18 protein-coding genes and 2 pseudogenes are annotated in these 21,126 nt (G+C 62.5%); 12 read left to right on the top strand and 8 right to left on the bottom strand.

Annotation, left to right across the window (positions count from 1 at the left end; translation table 11 throughout):
• Positions 1-334: 334 nt before the first annotated feature.
• The gene (locus NL532_RS20635; protein WP_023690487.1) at positions 335-652 is read right to left on the bottom strand and encodes a YMGG-like glycine zipper-containing protein; all 318 of its coding nucleotides are present in this window, start codon (positions 650-652) and stop codon (positions 335-337) included.
• Positions 653-850: 198 nt separating this feature from the next.
• A complete protein-coding gene (locus NL532_RS20630; RefSeq protein WP_023830229.1) occupies positions 851-1,252 on the bottom strand; it encodes a type II toxin-antitoxin system HicB family antitoxin in 402 nt (133 codons plus the stop codon).
• Between the two features lie 114 nt (positions 1,253-1,366).
• Between NL532_RS20630 and NL532_RS20625 the strand changes: the two genes are divergently transcribed.
• Positions 1,367-2,971, top strand: coding sequence for a recombinase family protein (locus tag NL532_RS20625; protein WP_081731111.1), 1,605 nt, complete (start codon positions 1,367-1,369; stop codon positions 2,969-2,971).
• On the top strand, positions 2,965-3,807 hold the full coding sequence (locus tag NL532_RS20620) for a plasmid partitioning protein RepB C-terminal domain-containing protein (protein WP_023731574.1): 843 nt from the start codon (positions 2,965-2,967) through the stop codon (positions 3,805-3,807). The genes NL532_RS20625 and NL532_RS20620 overlap by 7 nt, the downstream gene beginning before the upstream one ends.
• Before the next feature lie 202 nt (positions 3,808-4,009).
• Here NL532_RS20620 and NL532_RS20615 read toward each other — a convergent pair whose 3' ends face one another.
• The 5 genes and pseudogenes from NL532_RS20615 to NL532_RS20600 form a co-directional block, all read right to left on the bottom strand.
• Entirely contained in the window at positions 4,010-4,375 is a 366-nt protein-coding gene (locus tag NL532_RS20615; protein WP_280800017.1) for an SOS response-associated peptidase family protein, read from the bottom strand.
• Between the two features lie 29 nt (positions 4,376-4,404).
• Entirely contained in the window at positions 4,405-4,497 is a 93-nt protein-coding gene (locus tag NL532_RS32240; RefSeq protein ID WP_348524298.1) for a hypothetical protein, read from the bottom strand.
• A gap of 110 nt (positions 4,498-4,607) precedes the next feature.
• Positions 4,608-4,703: pseudogene (locus tag NL532_RS32235) on the bottom strand (SOS response-associated peptidase); the annotation flags it as partial.
• A 239-nt stretch (positions 4,704-4,942) separates the two neighbouring features.
• Entirely contained in the window at positions 4,943-5,776 is an 834-nt protein-coding gene (locus NL532_RS20605; RefSeq protein ID WP_280800015.1) for a thermonuclease family protein, read from the bottom strand.
• 2,027 nt (positions 5,777-7,803) lie between these two features.
• Positions 7,804-8,073: a DUF982 domain-containing protein gene (locus NL532_RS20600; protein ID WP_023713612.1), complete on the bottom strand. Its 270-nt coding sequence runs from the start codon at positions 8,071-8,073 to the stop codon at positions 7,804-7,806.
• Between NL532_RS20600 and NL532_RS20595 the strand changes: the two genes are divergently transcribed.
• Positions 8,072-8,443, top strand: a complete 372-nt coding sequence (locus NL532_RS20595; RefSeq protein WP_023731570.1) for a hypothetical protein — start codon at positions 8,072-8,074, stop codon at positions 8,441-8,443. The genes NL532_RS20600 and NL532_RS20595 overlap by 2 nt on opposite strands.
• Positions 8,444-8,448: 5 nt before the next feature.
• On the opposite strand, the gene NL532_RS20590 is transcribed toward NL532_RS20595, so the two are convergent.
• Positions 8,449-8,637, bottom strand: a complete 189-nt coding sequence (locus tag NL532_RS20590) for a DUF3606 domain-containing protein (RefSeq protein ID WP_023823908.1) — start codon at positions 8,635-8,637, stop codon at positions 8,449-8,451.
• Positions 8,638-8,679: 42 nt separating this feature from the next.
• Between NL532_RS20590 and NL532_RS20585 the strand changes: the two genes are divergently transcribed.
• From NL532_RS20585 to NL532_RS20545, 9 genes and pseudogenes are all read left to right on the top strand, one after another.
• The gene (locus tag NL532_RS20585; RefSeq protein WP_196813904.1) at positions 8,680-9,945 is read left to right on the top strand and encodes a DUF2958 domain-containing protein; all 1,266 of its coding nucleotides are present in this window, start codon (positions 8,680-8,682) and stop codon (positions 9,943-9,945) included.
• A gap of 75 nt (positions 9,946-10,020) precedes the next feature.
• Positions 10,021-12,153, top strand: coding sequence for a ParB/RepB/Spo0J family partition protein (locus NL532_RS20580; RefSeq protein WP_286487427.1), 2,133 nt, complete (start codon positions 10,021-10,023; stop codon positions 12,151-12,153).
• Positions 12,154-12,249: 96 nt separating this feature from the next.
• Positions 12,250-12,725 (top strand): annotated as a pseudogene (locus NL532_RS20575) (UCP036055 family protein).
• Positions 12,726-12,809: 84 nt separating this feature from the next.
• The gene (locus tag NL532_RS20570) at positions 12,810-13,208 is read left to right on the top strand and encodes a hypothetical protein (protein ID WP_023731565.1); all 399 of its coding nucleotides are present in this window, start codon (positions 12,810-12,812) and stop codon (positions 13,206-13,208) included.
• Positions 13,209-13,232: 24 nt separating this feature from the next.
• A complete protein-coding gene (locus NL532_RS20565; RefSeq protein WP_023731564.1) occupies positions 13,233-13,499 on the top strand; it encodes a DUF6117 family protein in 267 nt (88 codons plus the stop codon).
• Positions 13,500-13,672: 173 nt separating this feature from the next.
• Positions 13,673-18,001, top strand: a complete 4,329-nt coding sequence (locus NL532_RS20560; protein ID WP_023731563.1) for a strawberry notch family protein — start codon at positions 13,673-13,675, stop codon at positions 17,999-18,001.
• Entirely contained in the window at positions 17,998-19,035 is a 1,038-nt protein-coding gene (locus NL532_RS20555) for a DUF7146 domain-containing protein (RefSeq protein ID WP_023731562.1), read from the top strand. The genes NL532_RS20560 and NL532_RS20555 overlap by 4 nt, the downstream gene beginning before the upstream one ends.
• 339 nt (positions 19,036-19,374) lie before the next feature.
• Positions 19,375-20,301: a DUF2493 domain-containing protein gene (locus tag NL532_RS20550; RefSeq protein WP_023731561.1), complete on the top strand. Its 927-nt coding sequence runs from the start codon at positions 19,375-19,377 to the stop codon at positions 20,299-20,301.
• Between the two features lie 553 nt (positions 20,302-20,854).
• Positions 20,855-21,022 (top strand): hypothetical protein, encoded by a 168-nt coding sequence (locus tag NL532_RS20545; protein ID WP_023731559.1) that lies wholly within the window; start codon positions 20,855-20,857, stop codon positions 21,020-21,022.
• Positions 21,023-21,126: the final 104 nt, after the last annotated feature.

Genomic DNA, 21,126 nt, shown 5'->3' with positions numbered 1-21,126 from the left:
ATGCATGCAGCGCAAGCCATTCGGCTTGGCCAAGGCGCGCTTGGCGCCTTGATGCTTGGCACCGTGACCGTCACCCCCGCTCTTCAGCCGCAGCCGATGGTCGCTGTCGGCACTTTCAGCTGCGGCAATGCGATGTCATTGTTGGCGCCATGAAACCAGCGCTTCACGTCGCTTCCGCGAAATGGGATCCTTGCAAGCACCAAGCGCAAGCTCATCAGCCAGAGGGTGTAATGGACTGAGCGGGCGTTCTCATATTGTGAAACGCCGAACGGATCCCGGGTCCCTGGAAGAGCGGCAGCAAAGGTAAGAGAGCCGCACTTCCAGGGAGGCTGGATCAATAGTCGTTGTTGTAATAGCGATCATCGCAAGGCGCCGTGTAGATCCGGCCGCGGCGGTCCTGGTAACGGCAAAGCTGTTCGCCGCGGCGCTGCGGCGTGGTCGACTGGCCGATGACGGCGCCGAGCAAGGCGCCGCCGGCGGCACCCACGACCGTGCTTTCGGTGTTGCCGCCCAGTGCCTGGCCGGCGAGGGCGCCGACACCGCCGCCAATGAGTGCGCCTGTGGTTGCCCTCTGCTGCTGTTCGGTCTGGGTCGCGCAGCCTGCAAGTGCTGCAGTCATGAGCACGGCGGCAATGGTTTGTCTGATGATCATCTTGGAACTCCTTTGGAGCCCCAAACGCGGATCGGGGCGAATGGTTGCCAGTTGCTGGCGCATTGCGGCCAAACGGCGGCACGCCCGCTCACGAAATGAGACGTGGTTTCTCGGGCCTTGAAGACAATGGTTGCCAAAGCGGAAACGGCTTTCGCGAACAGGTCGGTAGCGCCTCGGTTTGAATCCGTTGAGGAGCAGCTAGGCTGGCTCGTCGCGTATCGCCTTTTTCGCGGCGGCGGTCAGGAATCCGGACCGGCTATAGCCATGGCGTTCCGCATATCGATCTATCTGGTCGAGGACATCTTCGGGAATGGTGACGTTGACGCGCACCACCTTTGTGGTCTCGGCTTTGAGCGCTACCAGGACGGCGACCCGGCTGAGATTGTCATTGTTCGACATGACATCTTCCAGGGATGATGGCTCGGGAACGGCTTCGCCATCCTCGACAAGGCCTTCGAGATGGAAGGCCAGGGCCTCTTCGGCCAGGGCGCTGGCGTCGTCCAGGCTGGTGCCGGCGGTGACCACGCCCGGAAAGTCGGGAAAGGATACGCCGAAGTCGCTGTCCGCTTGCTTGTGGATCAGTCCGATATAGTGGCGCACGGGTCGGTTCCCCCAAGGAGCGGCTTCGAGGCTCGATCAGACTATCGAGCCATTCGACACAAACTGTCGAGGTATTCCTAATGGGACCGTAGGAAGCTGCCTAGTAGGTTTGGCATGCCCCAGGCAGACATTGCCTGGGCAACGGTCGAGAGTGTGGGGAAAGTGCCAAAGTTAGATGGCGGGAACCAGACTGTGCCTAGAGTTCGCGCCGCGCAGTACGTGCGCATGTCGACGGAACACCAGACCTACTCGATCGACAACCAAGCGGATGCCATTCGCAACTATGCCGATATCATGGCTTACGACATTGTCGCCACTTACGAGGACCTCGGTCGCAGCGGTTTAAACCTTGGAGGGCGTCCCGGTCTTCAGAAGCTGTTGGCCGATGTCGAAAGTGGGCGAGCCGATTTTGAGACGGTTGTGGTCTATGACGTAAGCCGTTGGGGGCGTTTTCAGAACATTGATGAAAGCGCAGCCTACGAATACCGATGCCAGATGGCCGGCGTGCGTATCGAATTTTGCGCCGAGCAATTCGCAAATGACGGCAGCATCGGGTCAGACGTCCTCAAAGCAATCAAACGGAGCATGGCTGCCGAGCAGAGCAGAATGCTCTCGCAAAAAGTCTTCATCGGCCAGGCGAGGTTGATCCGGCTGGGCTTCCGGCAGGGTGGGAAGGCCGGCTTTGGCCTGCGGCGCCTGCTTGTCGATCAACACGGCCGCTCAAAAGGCATCCTTTCATCCCGCGAATACAAGAGCCAGCAGACGGATCGAATAGTTCTGGTGCTCGGCCCGCCTGACGAGATTGCGACAGTGAAGTGGATCTTCAGTCACTTTGTCAGAACACGCAAGACAGAGCTGGAGATGGCAAGACTGCTCAACAAGCGCGGCGTGCTCAGCGATTTGGGGCGACCATGGACGCGGGAATCCGTGCACTCGGTGCTGACCAACGAAAATTACATTGGCAACAGCGTCTGGAACAAGCATTCGGCCCGGCTGAGAAGCCATCAAGTCCGCAATCCCCCGGAACAGTGGGTGCGGGTGGAAAACGTCCTGGAGCCGATCGTCGACAGCAAACTGTTCGATCGGGCGCAGATCGTGCTCAAGACCATCTATCGCCACATGACCAACGACGAGATGCTGGCCGCCCTTAGGGCGCTTCTGGCTCGCCGTGGCGCCTTGTCGTTGGCCATGATCGACGCGGATCCCGGGTGCCCGCCGGCCCAACGCTACCAGTGGCGTTTTGGAACCATTGTCAAAGCATATGAACTGATCGGATACGAGCCATCCAAGAACTACCGCTTCATCGGCGTGAACCGGCACCTGGAATCAATGAGGCTGCAGATTATCCGGGATCTTGTGGGCGCGATTGATAAGCAGGGCGGGGTTGCTGCCCATGACATGGCGATGGACCTCCTGCGGATAAACGAGGAGATCACGGTGGCGATTACAATGGGCCGATGCAGGGTTTCCGGCTTCGGCTATCCTCGCTGGTTTTCCAAGGCCGATAAACGGCCACTACCCGACATTTTCGTCCTGATCCGTATGAATCCCGGCGACCTGACCATTCGGGACTATTTGATTGCGCCTGCCCACGAGATCGCGGGTAAATCGGAACTGCATGCCATCAATGGGATACCGCTGGACAGCTATATTTTTCCCACGCTCGACCCCATTATCAGGTTGGCAGAGCGAGAGCCTGTCGGAGGCGTGGCTTGGTAGTCAAGCGCTTAGCCAAGGACGCCGCCTACCGTGCGTTGGAAAACGGTGGCGACAGACATGCGAGCAATATTGTTGCTGGCGCATTAGGGTCCAAGAAGAGGCTTCGTTCACACGAATTTTTGGCGACCTACGATACGGAATGCAAACGCATGCGCGATTTCGTAACGCAAGCGGCAAAGTCTGAACAGAGCCTGGACCGGATAGTAGCGGCGCTCCACCTGATGATGCGCGACAAGCAATTCTGCGCCACGCTGGTGTCCGAGGGCTTCAGGACAATGCCAAGCCTACTGGCACATAGGTTGCGTGGCGCGACCCGCGAGCCGCAAATGTTCTGCTCTCCCGGAAAACCCGCTTCCGAGACAGGCGAGAACCGGAAAGCCGTTAACGGAATTTGCCCTGATGTCCTCGACCTGCTTCGGGACGCGCCGGTAAAAACAAAAATCTTCGGGTTGCTCCAGAAGGTGCTGCCAGCCAGGCAATTGGAGATTGCCCGGCTGATGGTGGCGATGGACCGGGTCAGGATCACCTACGCGAGACTACTCGTCGCTCTGACACCGCAAGCCCTGCTGGTCGAGGGTTTTAATCTCTCAACGATCACCACACAGGCGGAAGACCAGCGCGGCGCGATGGTGCTCGATGTCGGCGCGGTAAGCCTTGCGGTTCTCAGCGCCGCGGAACGTCATGGCCAGGTGGGCCTGGAGCTTGTCGCAGCCAACCGCTTTTTCGACCGGTTGATGGATAATTCCAGAGTGGTGCGGTATCTCGCCCGGACATTTCCGGGGCATTTTGAAGAGTTTCACAGCTTCTCGATGCCATGCCTCGAACAGGGGCGCTAGATGGTCGGACGTCAACTCCTATAGAAACCGATAGCCATCGCCGGGACGCAAACAACAGAACCAATGTGACTTCTGTCTATGCCTCGAAAAGCCAAACCCGCCGAGCTTGCCGCAGCCAGAATGCTCGCAAAGCGATTTTCGATCGGCTCTCGGCCGCGCGGAATCGCTGTCATGTCTTCGGCAAGCCGGCCCGGTTCGTTGCTCATAGCGGGTTGATCGGCCCAACGAGGCCGGGATGGTCGTTGGGCAACTTGTTGACGGCGCTGGTGTTCACCTCACGCCCAACGCGATTGAACTGCAGCTGACCGTCGATGTCGTGGCTGAGAATGTCCTTGAGGCTGTCCTTGGGCGTCGCCGGGTCCAGCCAGGCGTCATAGTAGGCCGGGTCGAGAATGAGAGGCTGCCGATCATGCAACTGCTTCATCGGTTCTGCGGCAGGCTCGGTGATGATGGTGCAGCTGGTTATGTCGAGATTGGAATTGTAAGCCCAAAGCCCGGCGAACGAGAAAGGCGCGTGGCCTGGCTGGTAGATGTGCCAAGGGTCTTTCTTGCCGTCGGCTGGCGATATCGTCCACTCGTAGAAGCCATCGGCAGGGATCAGGCAGCGCTTGGACTTGTAGGCGCGTCGCGGAAGGCGGGCGCTGCATCGATGCCCTCAATCCTCGCATTGAACATAGCCGCCTTGGGCATTTCCTTTGCCCAGAAAGGGACCAGCCACCAGCGCCCTTCACGGAGCCTGTGGTGCCATCCTCACCGGCAGTGACGAATGGGACATCCTGAGTCGGCGCAATGTTGTACCGGGGCTCGTCGTTGCGGCCCGTCTCCGCCGGCGCAGTCAGGCGGTAGAGCCGGTGGATTTCCGACCACGACAGATATTTGGTGTAACGTCCGCACATCGCTCTGCCTCAGTTGCGCAGGAGTTCAGGCACGCTGAGCGGGCCAAGGTCGGAATTCTCCTATACTCGTCGCTGCGGCGCCAGACGCCGCGTATCTTGGCGGCGGTGACCGATTGATTGCCTTCGCCAGTAGCCTTGCGGAAGGCTCTGGGCGACCACAGAGTTCCCCTTGGTCTGCGCCGTGGAGGCAAAAAGGGCAAAGTCGACGACGATCATGCCATGTCCCTCTCACTGCGGACTTAGCAAAGGCTCTCGCAAGGAATGCCGTCCTTGTCGCGGTCAAGCTTGCCGCCCCAAGAGCAGTTGGCCAAATACCAGTTCGCCTCGTTGCATGAGCTGATCTGGGGACAGGTTCGCCGTGGCTGACAAGAATAGCTCTGCGCCACCTGCCCATTACGCATGATACCGAGTGGTTGTTTTGCTGACGGCCTGGTGGTGCCGTTCGCATGCTCTGCGCGCCAATCCCATGGCGCCTGAAACGCTCCAGCCCACAGACCGACCTTCGCCGCCTGGGCCTTCGCCTGCTGTCTTGCGTAGGCTCCGTGGCTGTAGCGCGGCCAATCTAGTGCCAAGCCCCGCTCGACAAGCCAGCTCTGGACGTTGCGACCGTCGGCGCGATCGCAATCCCCAACAAGCCGGCCGTACCGGTCTCGGTTAACAAAGCTGCAATGCAACGGACGCGATGCAGCCAGGAACTCGTCCAAGGCTTGGGCAGCATGGCGCCCGCAGGCGTATTCGAAGCCCTTAGCGTCTTCGCAATATTGCTTACTCTCGGGCGCATCGATGCCGTTGAAGCGGATGCGCTGTCCGTGGATCTCGATCGTGTCGCCGTCGATCACAGACGCGACACCGGCGATCGGCGCCGGCTTCGAGCCGAACCAATTCGATGCATTGATCTCTGGCAAACTTTCGCTGTGCTGGATGGCGGTTTGCGCGACCAGAGCGCCAGCCGCTACCGCAGTCACCAAAATCAGGCGCCGCGGCACATTCGCCCATCGGTGCGCACGGCTATGCTTGGCACCGGTTCGCTTTCGCCAGCGATCAGATCGATTGTCGTATCGGTATTTGTCCACGCCCTCATCCCCGCAGAGAGGATGCGACTGTTTCAACGAAGAGTCCAGAAGACGAGACGCGCGGAATGCTAGCCCCGAAGCCGATGCGTGCCGACGCCCCTCGACTTCGATCTCGGTTAAGGGGGTTCGATGACCTGTTGGGGTGCATTCGGCTGTCGGGCCTGACCGGCGCGCTCCCGAAGGTGCGTTCACGCGGGAAAACCGGCCTTTCTGAAGCCTGACGTGAAAAGCTCGAGGTCGACTTGGTGGGCGAACGGGAGACGTGAAATCAGCCGGATAGTCAGGTCGTGTTTCCTTATCAGTGCTTCCTGAACTTCAGCACGCGCCTTCTGCGTCTCGCCCAAATGAGCGTACGCCGCTGCGAGAAAGGCATGAATGAAGAATTGGTCGCCGGCCTTCTGATACGAACCGACGGCCTCCGAGTACCTTCTTAGCAGAAAGAGGGAGCTGCCCTTCACCTCCCAGAACCATATTGGAGGTGTCGAGAGCTTGTCGGTTAACGGTGAAAAAAGCGGTCAAGGGAACCATCACCAGCGCCGGCAGTATTGCCATCGCCACAACCGCCGCCGCTTGGCGTTCTTGCGCCAGCGGTCGGCCTGGTTAGCCCCTCCATGACGCTGGACTTTGCCCACGCCCTCTCTCCCCCCGTGCAAAGAACGCGTCCATTCCACGCTCGAGTCCATACATCAGGAGCCGCTAAACTTCGGGTGTTGTTCACGATCCGGGCTAGGCCATGAAAATACTTCGACCGAGATCCAAGCCTAAGAAGGCTTACCCGAACAGCGATAGGTTCGGTGACGACGGGCGGCGAATTTACAGCGCATACGCGGGTGCGGACGGGAAGAAGCCTGCCAATCGGCGCAAACAGCACCGCCGCCATGCTCATAGCCGGGGCATCAGTCGCTGCGGTTCTTAGCGCATTGTTTTACCTGATCGGGGCCGGCTAACCCGAGATCGCCATTCCGAAGCCAACACCCAGGCCTATGGCAGGCCAAGGAACAGCTTGTCGGCAAGATCAAGGGCCGAAGGCGCGGACAGGGCGCCAAGCATCCTGGCGGGGCTCTCTGAGGGCGTTGGCGATGTCATCGAAGATGGTTTCCATCGGTCGAGTCTAGATCGGAACGCCTCTGTGTATCCCCGGTTTGTTCGTCAAAGTCTAAGGATCGGGGAAGCGCCATGGAAAGCACGTGCAGTAACGGTTGATTCAACCATTGCTGGTAAATTGCGGAATGTGGGTGGCGGCTCCGACAGTTCGGGGTGGAACTCGATGCCAGAGCCGCCTGCGCAGCCAAGGTTGGGGTTGACCGCGCCGTCCTATTCTGGGACAGCGCTGTCAACGATTCGTTAAAACGCTCCGGAACTAATTAAGCACGCGCTAATTGACTGGCGGTCTCGGGAGTCAGTGCATGCGTGAAGTTCATTCCTCCGATCATGGAGCCGATTTTGGCGGGACAAGCCTCCCGAGGGCATTGGACAGCGTCACTTACCGGCCGCCGTTTTCGTCTTCCCTCTTCCTAGAGGTCCGCCATTCGTTAGGCGAGTGGGTTGTTCGCATCATAGGGAGGAACGGTGAAACGTATTCCCGAGCATTCGAAAATGAGGCAGATGCCGTCGCTTTCGCGAGCGATCAGTCTTCTCGTCTAGGATTGGAAGCTCCCCCAAGGCGAGCAACTTGACCGCCCTTCGCTGAACATCGAAAGCGCGGATCTGTGAATCCCCCTTGGAATATCGTCGCCTCGAAACACTTCGGGCGGTCGCACTGTTCCCATATCAGCGTCTCCCAAAACTGCCCACTACCTCAACGGCTGGTGGGCTTTTTTGTACGTTAGCGGAACCTGAAATTTGGGGGCTTGTTGATAGAACGGCAGCGAGTGGGTGTTCGCTGCTGGTCGAGGTCCCGCAAGACTCGGCCGGGCTCGCATCACCTGCCCCGGTCGGTGCGAGCCCACCGTCGCGCGACCAAGCGAGACTCCCCTGTGTCGGTCCCTATTTGATACTAGGGGACGGCGGTTAATCATCACGATGGTTTATGGCACGTTGTGTCGAACATGCCGAGCGCCGGGCTCGGGCTGCAGCAGGTGCTGGTCGATAGCGGCGGCCTTGAACGCCGCAAATGCTACGGCCGGACTGCAGCTTCCATCCTTGGCCTCCGCGATCAATCGGCACGCATCCCTATAGGCCGCCGCACCCTTATTTGGCCACTGCCCCTGGAGCGCTTCCTCGGCCTCACAGATAGAGGAAACCGTCATTGATTTACGGTCTACCAGCTTAACGAACAGCGGTAAAAAGGTGCCCATGGCACAACCTCCCGACCTTTTAGTGCGCCGAACGCAACAAGAGCTTTTTGGTTTCCATGCCTATTTGATCTTGGACCCATTTCAGCACGAGCCAATTGAATCGGCGGTTGGACCCATAGCAATGGCCGGTGCAGCCCCGCCACGTTTCGCCAAAACATGGATTAAAACTCAATTCAGCAGTCGAGCTTTTTGCGTCCTACGCGTCCAGTTCGAGCGGCTCGTGCTGCGGATCGGCATGATAGGTGACCTGGCGAAAATCGCGCATATCGATCTGTTGCCCGCAAACAGGGCAAGGGAGGAAATGCGCGAGTTCGCTCGCGGGCGGGCCTTCATGTCGGTGCCCGATCAGTGGTCTGCCGAGATCAGATAGCCTGGTCATTGTTTCCGCAGCGCCTTGGCTTCCCGCTCCAACGTCTCGCGTTGGTTGCCGTGCTTCGCAATCAACTCTTTGACCTGCTGGGGTGTGATGCCGGTCTTTGTTGCGAAATATTCAACTTCATAATCCTCGTCGGCTGAGACACGGTCCCGATCGCGGAAATCCCGCTTGCTCTTGTCATCGGCCATATCTCGATTCCTCCTGCGAATATCGAGCAACGTTCATTTAGCGTGTTTGTTGCACCAAAAGCCGGTTTTCCGGTTTCGGAACCATTTCAGCACAAGCTAATTGAATCGCCGGGTGTGGGTGAGTTCATGCGTCTAAAGTTCGTCGAGCCTTTGCTGCCGACCTTGGTCGAGAAGCCTCCCGAAGGCGACGAATGGATTCACGAAGTCAAGTTCGACGGCTACCGCAGCCAAATCATCATCGATCATGACGTGCGCATCTTCACGCGCAACGGCCACAATTGGACGGCAAAATACAGGGATCTGGCCGGTGCCGCAAAACGCCTTGGCGTTGAGAATGCCATCATAGACGGCGAAATAGTCGTACTCAACGAAGCCGGCCTTTCGGACTATCAGGCGCTGCGCAAAGCCATCACCAGCCGCCAGCATGACCTCTACTTCGTCGCCTTCGATCTCCTCCACTTGAACGGTCACGATCTGCGGGACATGGATATCGAAGACAGACGCGAAATCCTGGAAGGCCTCATCTTGCCTGATGACCGCATCCAGTTCAGCCAAGCGCTGCCCGGAGACGCTAAAGCCATATTCCACCTGATCGATGAAGCCGGCCTTGAGGGTATGGTATCGAAGCGACGTGACAGCAAATACCGCAGCGGCCGGTCGTCCGCCTGGCTGAAGGTGAAAAGCTACATGGTGGAAGAATACGATTTGCTTGGCGTCGAGCGTGAACCCGGCAAGCCGGCCTTTGCGCTGATGGCCGACCGGAAGACCGGCCAGTATGTAGGCTCAGCGTTCATCAACTCCAGCCGCCCTATTCGCGAACGGCTATGGAAGCGCGTCCAGGAGCACGCTGGGCCGGCACCGAAGGGGATGAGGCGGCCGGCGACACAGTGGGTTAACGCCGATCACGTACCGGTCGTGAAGCTCTTCAATCCGCTCGACGAAGGAACCTGGCTCGCAACCGAGCTGAGTGCCGATGGTGACATCATGTTCGGTCTCGCCGGTCTCGGATATCCCGAGCAGGGCAGTTTCTCGCTCTTCGAGATGACGTCGGTCGGGCTGCCTATCCGCGTGGGTATCGAGCGCGATATCCTCTTTACCACCGACCTACCGATTTCGGTCTGGGCAGAGGCCGCCCGCCGGGCCGGAAAGCCTTCGCGACGCGGAACGCATCCTCTACCACGCCGCCCAGTCTGGCCGAGACGGCGCGTGAGATCTCAGCTTGAAATCCCCAATGCCAGATGCGCAAAGTCGTGTCTGCGGCCCTGTCGCCCTCCGGATTTTCGGTGTGCCGCGCAGTCCTCAGAGTGAGAGGGCTGCGCCCGTTTCTTTTGACGGGTTTGGAGGTCGAGAGAGTCTCGGCCGCCCGTCGCGGAGACAGTCCACATGGCTACGCCCAAGCAGAAGATCACCCTCAACGCTTCACGTGACATCCCCTTCAACAAGCTGGTGCTGAGCCAGGCCAATGTCCGGCGCATCAAGCGCGGGGAAACGATAGAGGACCTCGCCGCCTCGATCGCACGACGCGGCCTCTTGCAGAGTCTCAACGTCCGGCCAGTGCTGGATGGCGAGGGCAATGAGACCGGCATGTTTGAGGTGCCGGCTGGTGGGCGCCGCTATCGCGCGCTGGAACTGCTGGTCAAGCAGAAGCGCATGATCAAGACCGAGCCGGTTCCCTGCGTCGTCAGCGACGCCCACAGCGCGATCCCGATCGAGGAGGACTCGCTGGCCGAGAATTTTCAGCGCGAAGATTTACATCCCCTGGATATGTTCCGGGCCTTCCAGACCCTGCACGATCAGGGCGCCAGCCATGAGGAGATTGCGGCACGCTTCTTCGTGTCCGCTACCTTTGTCCAGCAGCGCCTGCGGCTCGCAAAAGTTTCGCCCAAGCTGCACGAGGTCTACGAGCAGGAGGGAATGCAACTCGAGCATCTCATGGCCTTTACCGTGACCGACGATCACGCCCGTCAGGAGCAGGTCTGGGAGGCGCTCGAGAACTCCTGGTCGAAGGAGCCGCAGCAGATCCGGCGCCTTTTGACGGAAACCACTGTGCGGGCAAGCGATCGCCGGGCGCTGTTCGTCGGTGTCGACGCGTATGTCGCTGCCGGCGGCATGGTGCTGCGCGACCTGTTCGAGGCCGACAATGGCGGCTGGCTTCAGGACCCCGCTCTGCTCGACCGCTTGGTCCGCGACAAGCTGAAGTCGATCGCCGACGAAATCGCGACGGAGGGCTGGAAGTGGATCGTGGTCGATGTCGATCTGCCTTATGGCCATAATCACGGTCTGCGGGCACTGGCCGGCACCCCCGTCGATCTGACCGACGCGGAGCGGGCGGAACGCGAAGCCCTGCGCGCGGAGTACGAACGGCTGGAAGCCGAGTATGGTGAATCCGACGAACTCCCCGACGCGGTCGATCAACGTCTCGGCGAGATCGAGTCTGTGCTGGAGGCGTTCGAGAGCCGCCCGATGAACTACGATCCCGCCGATATCGGCCGCGCCGGTGCCTTCATCAGCATCGACCGTGACGGTGACCTGGTCGTCGATCGCGGATATGTGCGCCCCGAGGACGAAGCGCTGGAAGCGGTCGACGGCGACGCCGCCGAGCCCGGCGGTGTGACCGGGAGCGAGGAGGGAAGCGACGATCCTTCGGTTCGCCGCGCCACCATCACCATCGGCGCGCAAACGTCCGAGCCCGATGAGGATGACGGCGACGCCATCAAGCCGCTGCCCGAACGCCTGGTGATCGAGCTCACCGCGTATCGCACGTTGGCGCTGCGCAATGCCGTGGCCGAGAACCAGCATGTGGCCATCACGGCGCTGTTGCATCGGCTCGTCCTCGACACCTTCGGTCATCGCTCCGCGACTGGCTGCCTCGAGGCGTTCGTCCGACATGTCCACTTGCCGACGCAAGACGCCGAGCTGAAAGACAGCCCCGCGGCCAAGGCGATCGACGAACGCCATGAGGCGTGGAAGGGCGACATTCCGCTCGGTGACGATCAGACTCTGTGGGCTTGGCTCGACAGTCTCGATGAAGCCAGTCAGCACGCACTGCTGGCGCATTGCGTCAGCTATGGGATCAACGCGCTGTTCGAGCGACCTAACCCCTATGGCAGCGGCGTTTCCCAGCACGGGCTGGAGCAGCGCTTGCGCGAAGCCGACCGGCTCTCCCACGCCACCGGGCTCGACATGGTGGATGCGGGCTGGCGGCCGACGGTCGATAATTATCTCGGCCGGGTCACCAAGTCCCGCATCCTCGAAGCCGTGCGCGAAGGTGCCAGCGAGCAGGCGGCTCAACTCATCGACCACCTCAAGAAGGGCGACATGGCCAAGGAGGCCGAACGCCTCCTTGCCGATAGTGGCTGGCTACCCGAACCGCTCCGTCTGATCGATCATGACGCACGGCCCGCGCAGCCGGGCGAGGGCGAGGAACCTGACCTGCCCGAATTCCTCGCCGGCGATGACGAAGACGACTCGGCGGCAGCCGATGAGGTCATCGCACACGCTGTCGCTGCCGAATAGCACCCATCGACGGGGCGACTCCGGTCGCCCCGTTCCCCTTCACCTCACCCTCATGGCCCGACGCCCTGTCGGGCCTTTTCGTTTCAGGAGACATCCATGTCCGCCCACATCGTCTATGACAACGCCCCGCTAGGCTCGCTGATCCAGTACTCGGACGGCACCCCCAAACCGCCGGCGCGCTTTACCCGCAAGCTCGCCGACTGGGGCCGTCGCAACGCCTCGGCCGTCTGGTCCGCAAGGCATCGCCGCGCGACCGTCCGACCTACAGCGCACCGGCCTCGATCACGCTCAATGAAGGTAACTTCTCCTCCGGCGGCGTCATCCTCGTGACGGTCATGCGAACCTACTCGGTCGACAGCGACCTCAGCTTCAAGATCGTCGAGCAGCCCGGTATCGGCATGGTCCGGGTCCTGCAGCAGATCGGCGACGACGAAGAGTTGCTGTACCTCGCCGAGAGCCGGGAGGCGGCCGCACTCTGGTTGGCCAAGACCGGGTACCGCAATGCGCGTCTTGAAGACGTCACCGCTGACGAAGTCGGCGCCGACGTCGTCGAGGGGCGGGCGGCGGCGTAACACCTGCACGCATGGACATCAACCTCGACCCGCCGGCCGGGGCTCGGAGACGAACGCCGGGCCGCCCTTTTTCAGGAGCAGCAAATGCCGCAATTCACCATCGAGACGACGTACCACCTACCAGTGTTCCGGCATTCAACCTATTTGGCTGAGACACCCGACGTCGCGTGCCGATTTGCCATCGAGGACACTGACTGTTCGGGTCAGCGGGAGGATTGCGAGTCCTCGGGCGAAGCCCATGTCACCGGCATATGGGAGGGCGCCGGTGCCGCGTATCGTGGACAGGCCATTCCGGTTCATGCACATTTTGGGGAAGCGGTGCAGCGCAAGGCCGCACAATTCGAACTCATGCTGGCTTGCTCAAGATCATTGTCGGCGATGCTAAGGGCCCGCCGACCGACGCCGCCGGGGTGGCTCGGCAAGGCCGAATGGGCGATCGCGCGCGGCGAAGCGATCCTCGCGGGCCGCCCGCGATCCAGTTGAACCCGGAGATGCGAAGGACTTGCCATGAGCATTCCCGACCATGCCCGCAGCAACTTCCAGACGCTGCTTCGTGCCGCCAGCGACGGCAACCTCGCGTTGATGGAATGCGCCGACGCGGCGACCGGGCAGCGGCGTTATGTAATTTGCGCGGTCGGGCGGGAGGGCGCGGACTACGTGTTCACCCCGTTCGGTCATCTTGCCGACGGCAATCCCTATGATGCCTACCTGCCGCCCGATCCCGACGACGCCAAAGGTTTGCTACAGAAGTCGGAGCCTGACGGCGGAATATGATCGAGATCGGTTGATACCGGCAAGCGCTCAACCTCATGGCGGGGCGCTTGTTTCATTTTAGCTTCGGCGGGACCTGAGAGGGAGAGGCGGGCCGGGATGGGTTTGGAAACCGTGCGGTCCAGAGAGAGCGCCGCGCGGCTCGGTCCTGTCCCCGCTCTCCCGAGGTTCACACCATGTACATGATCTCGCCCGCCGCGGCGGTTCCAACCGCCGCGCCGCTCCCGCTCGCCCAAACCCGTGCTGCCGGCGCTATCTTCGCCGCCGCCGGCCTGCTGCTTCCCCGTCTCGAACGCGGCGAGTGCATCGACGCGACAAAGCTCCGCTCGGCGATGGAAGCCGCATTCGGCGCCTCCGACGCCGCCGGCGCCTGGGACTGGAAGCAGGCCTACGATGCCTGCGAGGCCGCAACGGTCCTTTTCCTCCGCAAGTACGGAAAGGCGCTCTCCCGCAAAGCCGAATCTCCGGCTGCACGGCTGTCCGCTTTGTCGAAGATCGCAGGGCTGATGCCGACGCATACGCGCCGGTCCGAAGAAGCACAGACCTTCCAGCAGTTCTCGACGCCGATTCCGCTCGGCCTGGTCGCCGCAACGGCCGCCGCCATCACGCCCGGCGACCGTGTGCTGGAGCCTTCCGCCGGCACCGGGCTGCTCGCCATCCTGGCCGAGATAGCCGGCGCCTCGCTCATCCTCAACGAGCTTGCCGAGACGCGCGCGGCACTTCTCTCGTGTCTCTTTCCGGGCGTCTCCGCCAGCCGCTTCGACGCCGCCCAAATCGACGACCATCTCGATCCCGGCGCCGTGCCGAGCGTGGTGCTGATGAACCCGCCCTTTTCGGTCATGGCCAATGTCGAGGGCCGCATGGCCGACGCGGCCTGGCGGCACATCGCCTCGGCGCTGTCGCGCCTTGCGCCCGGCGGGCGGCTGGTGACGATCACCGGTGCGAACTTCGCGCCCGACCATCCGACCTGGACCGCCGCCTTCACTCGCCTGCAGGAGCGTGGTCGCATGGTCTTCTCCGCCGCCATCGATGGCTCGGTCTATGCCAAGCACGGCACGACCTTCCCGACGCGCCTCACCGTCATCGACAGGGTGCCGGCGGACGATCCCTCGCTCTTCCCGGATGCTCCCGGCATCGCTCCGGATGCGGCAACGCTCCTCACGTGGATTGAGGAGCGCCTTCCCGCGCGGCCGCCGGTCGTGATGGCCGCCCTTCCCAGCGCGACATCGGCGGTCGCCGCGGCCCGCAAAGTGCACGGCTATCTCACACGCTCGGCGAGTACCACGCCACGCATGTCGATCGCCGAACCGGAAGCTATCGACCTCGCCTATGAGGCTGTCGACTGGCAGGCCGCCGAGAACGGCAAGATCAGCGACGCCATCTATGAGGCCTACGGGCTTCAGGCGATCCGCATTCCCGGCTCGCGGGCTCACCCCACCAAGCTCGTTCAATCGGCGGCCATGGCCTCGGTAGCGCCACCCAAGCCGGGCTACCGGCCGCGCCTACCGAAGAACGTCCTTGACCTGCTCTCGGACGCGCAGCTCGAGACCGTCATCTATGCGGGCGAGGCTCACGCCGAGTATCTCGCCGGCGCCTGGACGCTCGACGAGGCCTTTGACATGGTTAGCGCCGCGGCCGATGACGCGGCGGGGGCCGTGCGCTTCCGGCAAGGCTTCATGATCGGCGACGGCACTGGGGTGGGCAAAGGCCGGGAATCCGCCGCCGTAATCCTAGACAATTGGATGCAGGGCCGTCGTAAGGCGGTCTGGATCTCCAAGTCCGACAAGCTGATCGAGGATGCGCGGCGCGACTGGTCCGCGCTCGGCATGGAGCGCTTGCTGGTCACCCCGCTCTCCCGCTTCCCGCAGGGCAGGCCGGTCACGCTGGCGGAAGGCATCCTGTTCACCACCTATGCCACGCTACGCTCCGACGATCGCGGCGAGAAGGTTTCGCGGGTCAAACAAATCGTCGAATGGTTGGGTCCGGATTTCGATGGGGTCATCATTTTCGACGAGGCGCACGCCATGCAAAACGCCGGTGGCGGCAAGGGCGAACGCGGCGACGCCGCTCCCTCCCATCAAGGCCGTGCCGGCCTGAGGCTACAGCACGCCCTGCCGAACGCCCGCATCGTCTATGTATCGGCGACTGGCGCGACCACCGTCCACAATCTCGCTTATGCCCAGCGGCTCGGCCTCTGGGGCGGCGAGCATTTTCCATTCTCGACCCGCGCCGAGTTCGTCGAGGCGATCGAGGCCGGCGGCGTGGCGGCGATGGAAGTGCTGGCACGCGACCTCAGGGCACTCGGCCTCTACACCGCCCGCTCCCTCTCTTTCAACGGCGTCGAATACGAACTGCTCGAGCATGAGCTGACGCCCGAACAGGTCCGCATCTATGACGCGTACGCTGGGGCCTTCGGCGTCATCCATAACAATCTCGATGCGGCGATGCAGGCGGCCAACATCACCGGCAGCACCGGTACGCTCAATGCCCAGGCCAAGTCGGCCGCGCGCAGCGCCTTTGAAAGCGCCAAGCAGCGCTTCTTCGGTCATTTGTTGACCAGCATGAAGACACCGACCCTGGTCCGCTCCATCACCCACGATCTGGAGGAGGGCCATGCGGCCGTTGTCCAGATCGTCTCGACGGGCGAGGCGCTCATGGAACGGCGGCTGGCCGAACTCCCGACCGAGGAATGGAACGACGTTCGCGTCGACATCACGCCCCGCGAATATGTCCTTGACTACCTAGCCCATTCCTTCCCCGTGCAGCTCTACGAGCCGTACACCGACAGCGAGGGCAATCTGTCGTCGCGCCCGGTCTACCGCGATGGCCAGCCCGTCGAGAGCCGCGAGGCGGTCGCCCGGCGCGACGAGTTGATCGCCAAACTCGCCAGCTTGACGCCTGTCCCCGGCGCGCTCGACCAGATCGTCCAGCATTTCGGGGTGGACATCGTGGCCGAGGTCACCGGTCGCTCGCGCCGCATTGTCCGGAAGGGCGAGCGCCTTGTCGTTGAAAACCGTGCCGGGTCAGCCAACCTCGCCGAGACGCAGGCCTTCATGGATGACCAGAAGCGCGTTCTGGTTTTTTCGGACGCGGGCGGAACGGGGAGGAGCTACCACGCCGAACTGTCGGCCCGGAACACGCGGCTGCGTGTGCATTATCTGCTCGAAGCCGGCTGGAAAGCCGACACCGCCATTCAGGGCCTGGGCCGCACGCATCGCACCAATCAGGCGCAGCCGCCGCTCTTCCGGCCGATCTCGACCAATGTGAAGGCGGAAAAGCGCTTCCTCTCGACGATCGCGCGAAGGCTCGATACGCTAGGCGCAATCACGCGCGGCCAGCGCCAGACCGGCGGCCAGGGCCTGTTCCGGCCAGAGGACAATCTGGAAAGCCACCATGCCCGCGATGCGCTACGGCAACTCTATCTGCTGATCGTACGCGGCAAGGTCGAGGGCTGCTCGCTCGACCGTTTCGAGGCGGCGACGGGTCTCAAGCTGATGGATGCCAATGGCATCAAGGACGAGTTGCCGCCGATCACCACCTTCCTCAATCGCCTGCTCGCACTGACCATTGCGCTGCAGGGCGTGCTGTTCGGTGCCTTCGAGCAACTGCTGGCGGCGCGCATCGAGGGCGCGATCGCGTCAGGCACCTACGACGCCGGGCTGGAGACGCTGCAGGCCGAAAACTTCGTCGTCACCGATCGGCAGGTGATCTACACCCATCCGCGCACTGGCGCCGAAAGCCGCCTGCTCACGATCACCGAACGCAAGCGCAATCGGCCCGTCACGCTCAATGCGGCGCTCGTTCATCTCCGCGATCCGCGTGCCTTACTGCTCATCAACGAGCAATCGGGCCGCGCCGCCGTGCAGATCCCGACCCCCAGCGTCATGCTCGACGATGGCGAGGTCGAGCGACGTGTCCGCCTGATCCGGCCGATGGAAGGCCAGAACATGCCGCTCAAGGCTATGGGCGAAACACGCTGGATCGAGGCCGACCGCGAGGCGTTCATATCTGCCTGGACGGCCGAAATCGCCGGGGTGCCGGAGTTTTCGGACTCGGTCTTGCACATGGTCACCGGCCTGCTGCTACCGATCTGGAAGCGCCTGCCCAACGAGTCGACCCGCGTTTGTCGACTTCAGACCGACGAGGGCGAGCGCCTCATCGGCCGCCGCGTCTCGCCGGCATGGGCCGCCAAGGCCTCTGCGACGAACGTGGTGCTGCTGTCGCCGGAGCAGGCGTTTGCGGTTCTGATGGACGGCCGGACCATCCTCGATCTTGCCGAGGATCTCCAGCTTCGCCGCAGCCGCGTCATGGGCGCATGGCGCATCGAATTGTCCGGCTTCACCGACGCGATGCGCGAGCGCCTCACCGCGTACGGTCTCTTCCACGAGATCATTTCGTGGAAGCTCAGGATGTTCGTGCCGATCGACGCCAACGGGCTCGCCGTGCTGGAGCGCGTGCTCGACCACTTCCCAATCGATCGGGTCAGTGAGCGGGAGGCTGCATGAGTCCGCGTCACGCTGCATGCGACCTGGCACACCGCCTCGGCGCATATGCCGAGGCGGTGTGCCGCCACTACCTCTCCAATGGCCGTCGCCAGGGCAACTATTGGACTGTCGGCGACGTCCGCAATGCGCCGGGCCGCTCGATGTTCGTGCGTCTGCAGCCATCCCCGAAGGGACCTCCAGGCAAATGGACCGACGCCGCTACCGGCGAGCATGGCGACCTGCTTGATGTCATCCGCGAATCCCTCGGACTGGTCAATTTCCGGGACGTCGCCGACGAGGCGCGCGTGTTTCTCGCTATGCCAGATGCCATGCCACCCCGACCGGCCGAGCCGATCACGCAGGTCCCCATTGGCTCTCCGGAAGCGGCTCGCCGACTGGTCGCCATGTCGAAGCCCATTATCGGCACCCTCGTGGAAACGTATTTGCGTGGACGTAGCATTACGACTTTGCACGGAACCACAGCCTTGCAGTTCCATCCACACTGCTACTACCGGCCAGACGATCATGGACCGACCAGGACCTTGCCGGCGATGATCGCTGCTGTCACCGATCTCGATGGACATCTGACCGGCGCGCACCGCACCTGGCTCGCACCGGACGGCGCCGGCAAGGCACTCGTCGACACGCCGCGTCGGGCAATGGGTAACCTCCTCGGTCACGCCGTCCGCTTCGGCGTACCTGGCAGCGTCATGGCGGCAGGCGAAGGCATCGAGACGACGCTGTCGCTCAGATGCGCCTTGCCCGACATGGCGATGGCGGCGGCTCTCTCGGCGGCTCATCTCGCCGCCATCCTGTTCCCGCCGAACCTGCAGCGGCTCTATGTCATCCGCGACAAAGATCCGGCCGGTGACGGTGCCCGCGACAGCCTGCTCGAGCGCGCGATCGACGCCGGGATCGAGGCGATCGTTCTTTCGCCGTTCATGGAGGATTTTAACGAAGATCTCCGCCATTTCGGACTTGCCACCTTCCGCGCCTCGATTGCGGACCAGCTCATGCGCAGGGATCGCATCCGCTATCTGACACGGGCGGCGTGAGGCGGGAAGGGAAGCGCGCGGCGCACGGTGTGGCCGCATCGCATGGATGGGAGCCCGCCGGTAGGGAACCGCGACCCGGCCTTCGAGAGGGCGATCGGCCCACAATCGGGCCGGCCAGGCAATGGCGGCGGCCGACTATTTTCCGCGGCGCGCGACTGCTCGCGAATGGCAGCGATTGGTCGCGACGCCTTTCCATCGCGAGGCAAAATAGCCGGCCGCCGCCATCCTCCGCTACGCTCCGGCCCTCCGCTACGCTGCGGGTGTCGGACCGTCCCGCCCGTGGGCTCTCGTCGCCATGAAGGCCGCGAGGGTCGCGGTCAAACCGACGGGAGCATCCCCATGAGCGAGCACGACGACACCGAACCGCACCACGCCGCTTCTCCGACCGATCACATCCTCACCGAACTCCAGCTCTATGGCTGGCGCCCATTTGCCGACGAGCCCGATCCGCGACCGCTCCCTGGTGGCGACCACGCGGCCGGAGCCGTCGCCGACATCTTTGACGCCCTCATCGCCACCCTGAGCGACACGCGCCTCGAACCCGACCTCGATGACCTCCTCTGGTCCGTCACCAATGTCTTCCACCGAGCTGTACAACGGATCGAGCGGCAACTGGACGACAACGAGCAGGCCCAGCGCCGCCTGCAGCGCGAACAGGACGGCAGCGAGATCAAGGCGGTTGAACTCGAGACACTCACCGCCCAGGGCCAGACCATGATCGAACGGCGCGACGCCTTCGAGCTCATGCGTGACCAGGCCGCCGATCACTACGATCAGCACACCGGCTCGGCCTGGCGACCGCGCACGGGGTCGATGGTCAACCACCACCATCTCACCGCCGCATTGATCGATAGCCGCGACTTCCTCACGGCCAAGCGGCGCGCGGAAACCGAAATCATGTTACCCGCCGGCCCCAAGATCGCCTTCTCCGGCGGCGATACGGCCGATCACGAGCTGATCTGGGCAAAGCTCGACCAAATCCGCGCCAAGCACCCCGACATGGTGCTGATGCACGGCGGATCACCGAAAGGCGCCGAAAAGATCGCCGCCCGCTGGGCCGATCATCGCAAGGTGCAGCAGGTCGCCTTCAAGCCCGACTGGAGCAAACATGCCAAGGCCGCTCCCTTCAAGCGCAACGACCAGATGTTGGCGGTCATGCCGATCGGCGTCATCGTCTTTCCGGGCACCGGCATTCAGGAGAACCTGGCGGACAAGGCTCGCAAGCTCGGTATCCCGGTCTATCGGCTAGGCAACGGCGGCGCATAAGCGCCGCCGCATCAATGCGGTCCTTCACGCCATCGCCATCGCCATTGAATTGCTCCTGAAGTCTACATCTTCTCAGAGTTGCGACCGGCGATCCTTGGAACCGCCGCCATTTCGGGCACGATCTCGGCAAAGCGGCTCTTTACGCCGAACGAGCTGGATTGGGCCTGCCACCGCGAGTGCACAGCGTCATCGCCCAGCTTCATCCTCATTTTCAGCGTGGCGGCTTCCAACGGGACCCATCGCGATCATGGCCGCCCGGTTTCTCGCTCGACGCCCGCCACATCGCGCGACAGCTTGCTCAGGCTCTCCTGTAGCACGGGCGTCGCGCCAACAACGCCCGCTGCTCCTGACTTGAAGATGACCACACCCGCGATCCATTGCGCTGATCCTTGGTCCGGCCGACGGCCTGACGCCATCAACCCGCAAGGGGTCGGACTACGCGAAGCGTGCCGCCGCTCCGGCTTCACCTTCGCGGTGATTGCGGCCATCGGCCGAACACATCGGGCGCCTGTCAGCGGGGGAGGGTCCTCCGCTTCAAACAGGAGCCGGATCGATGTCCTTCGCCGACGCACATGCCTTCGCCTTCAGCCTCGCCGCCACTCTCATGGTCACCATCGTCATCTTTCGTGCTGGCGACGGCACTCTCTCGGTCGTCCCGGCTAACGAGTATGACGGCGACGACACAGCCATCATCGGCGAAATTGACCCATTCACCCCATGACGGGGCGGACATCGCGCTTGGCGATGCAAGAACACCGGCGGGTTTCGCCCGCGCTTTTCCCTTGCTATGCTGTGCACTGCGCCAGGTGGTGGTGGAAGGCGCAA

Origin of the sequence: Mesorhizobium sp. C120A (assembly GCF_030323105.1) — a bacterium.
GTDB lineage: Bacteria > Pseudomonadota > Alphaproteobacteria > Rhizobiales > Rhizobiaceae > Mesorhizobium.
The sequence above is the reverse complement of the archived record's forward strand: the minus strand, read 5'-3'. Positions and strand labels throughout refer to the sequence as shown.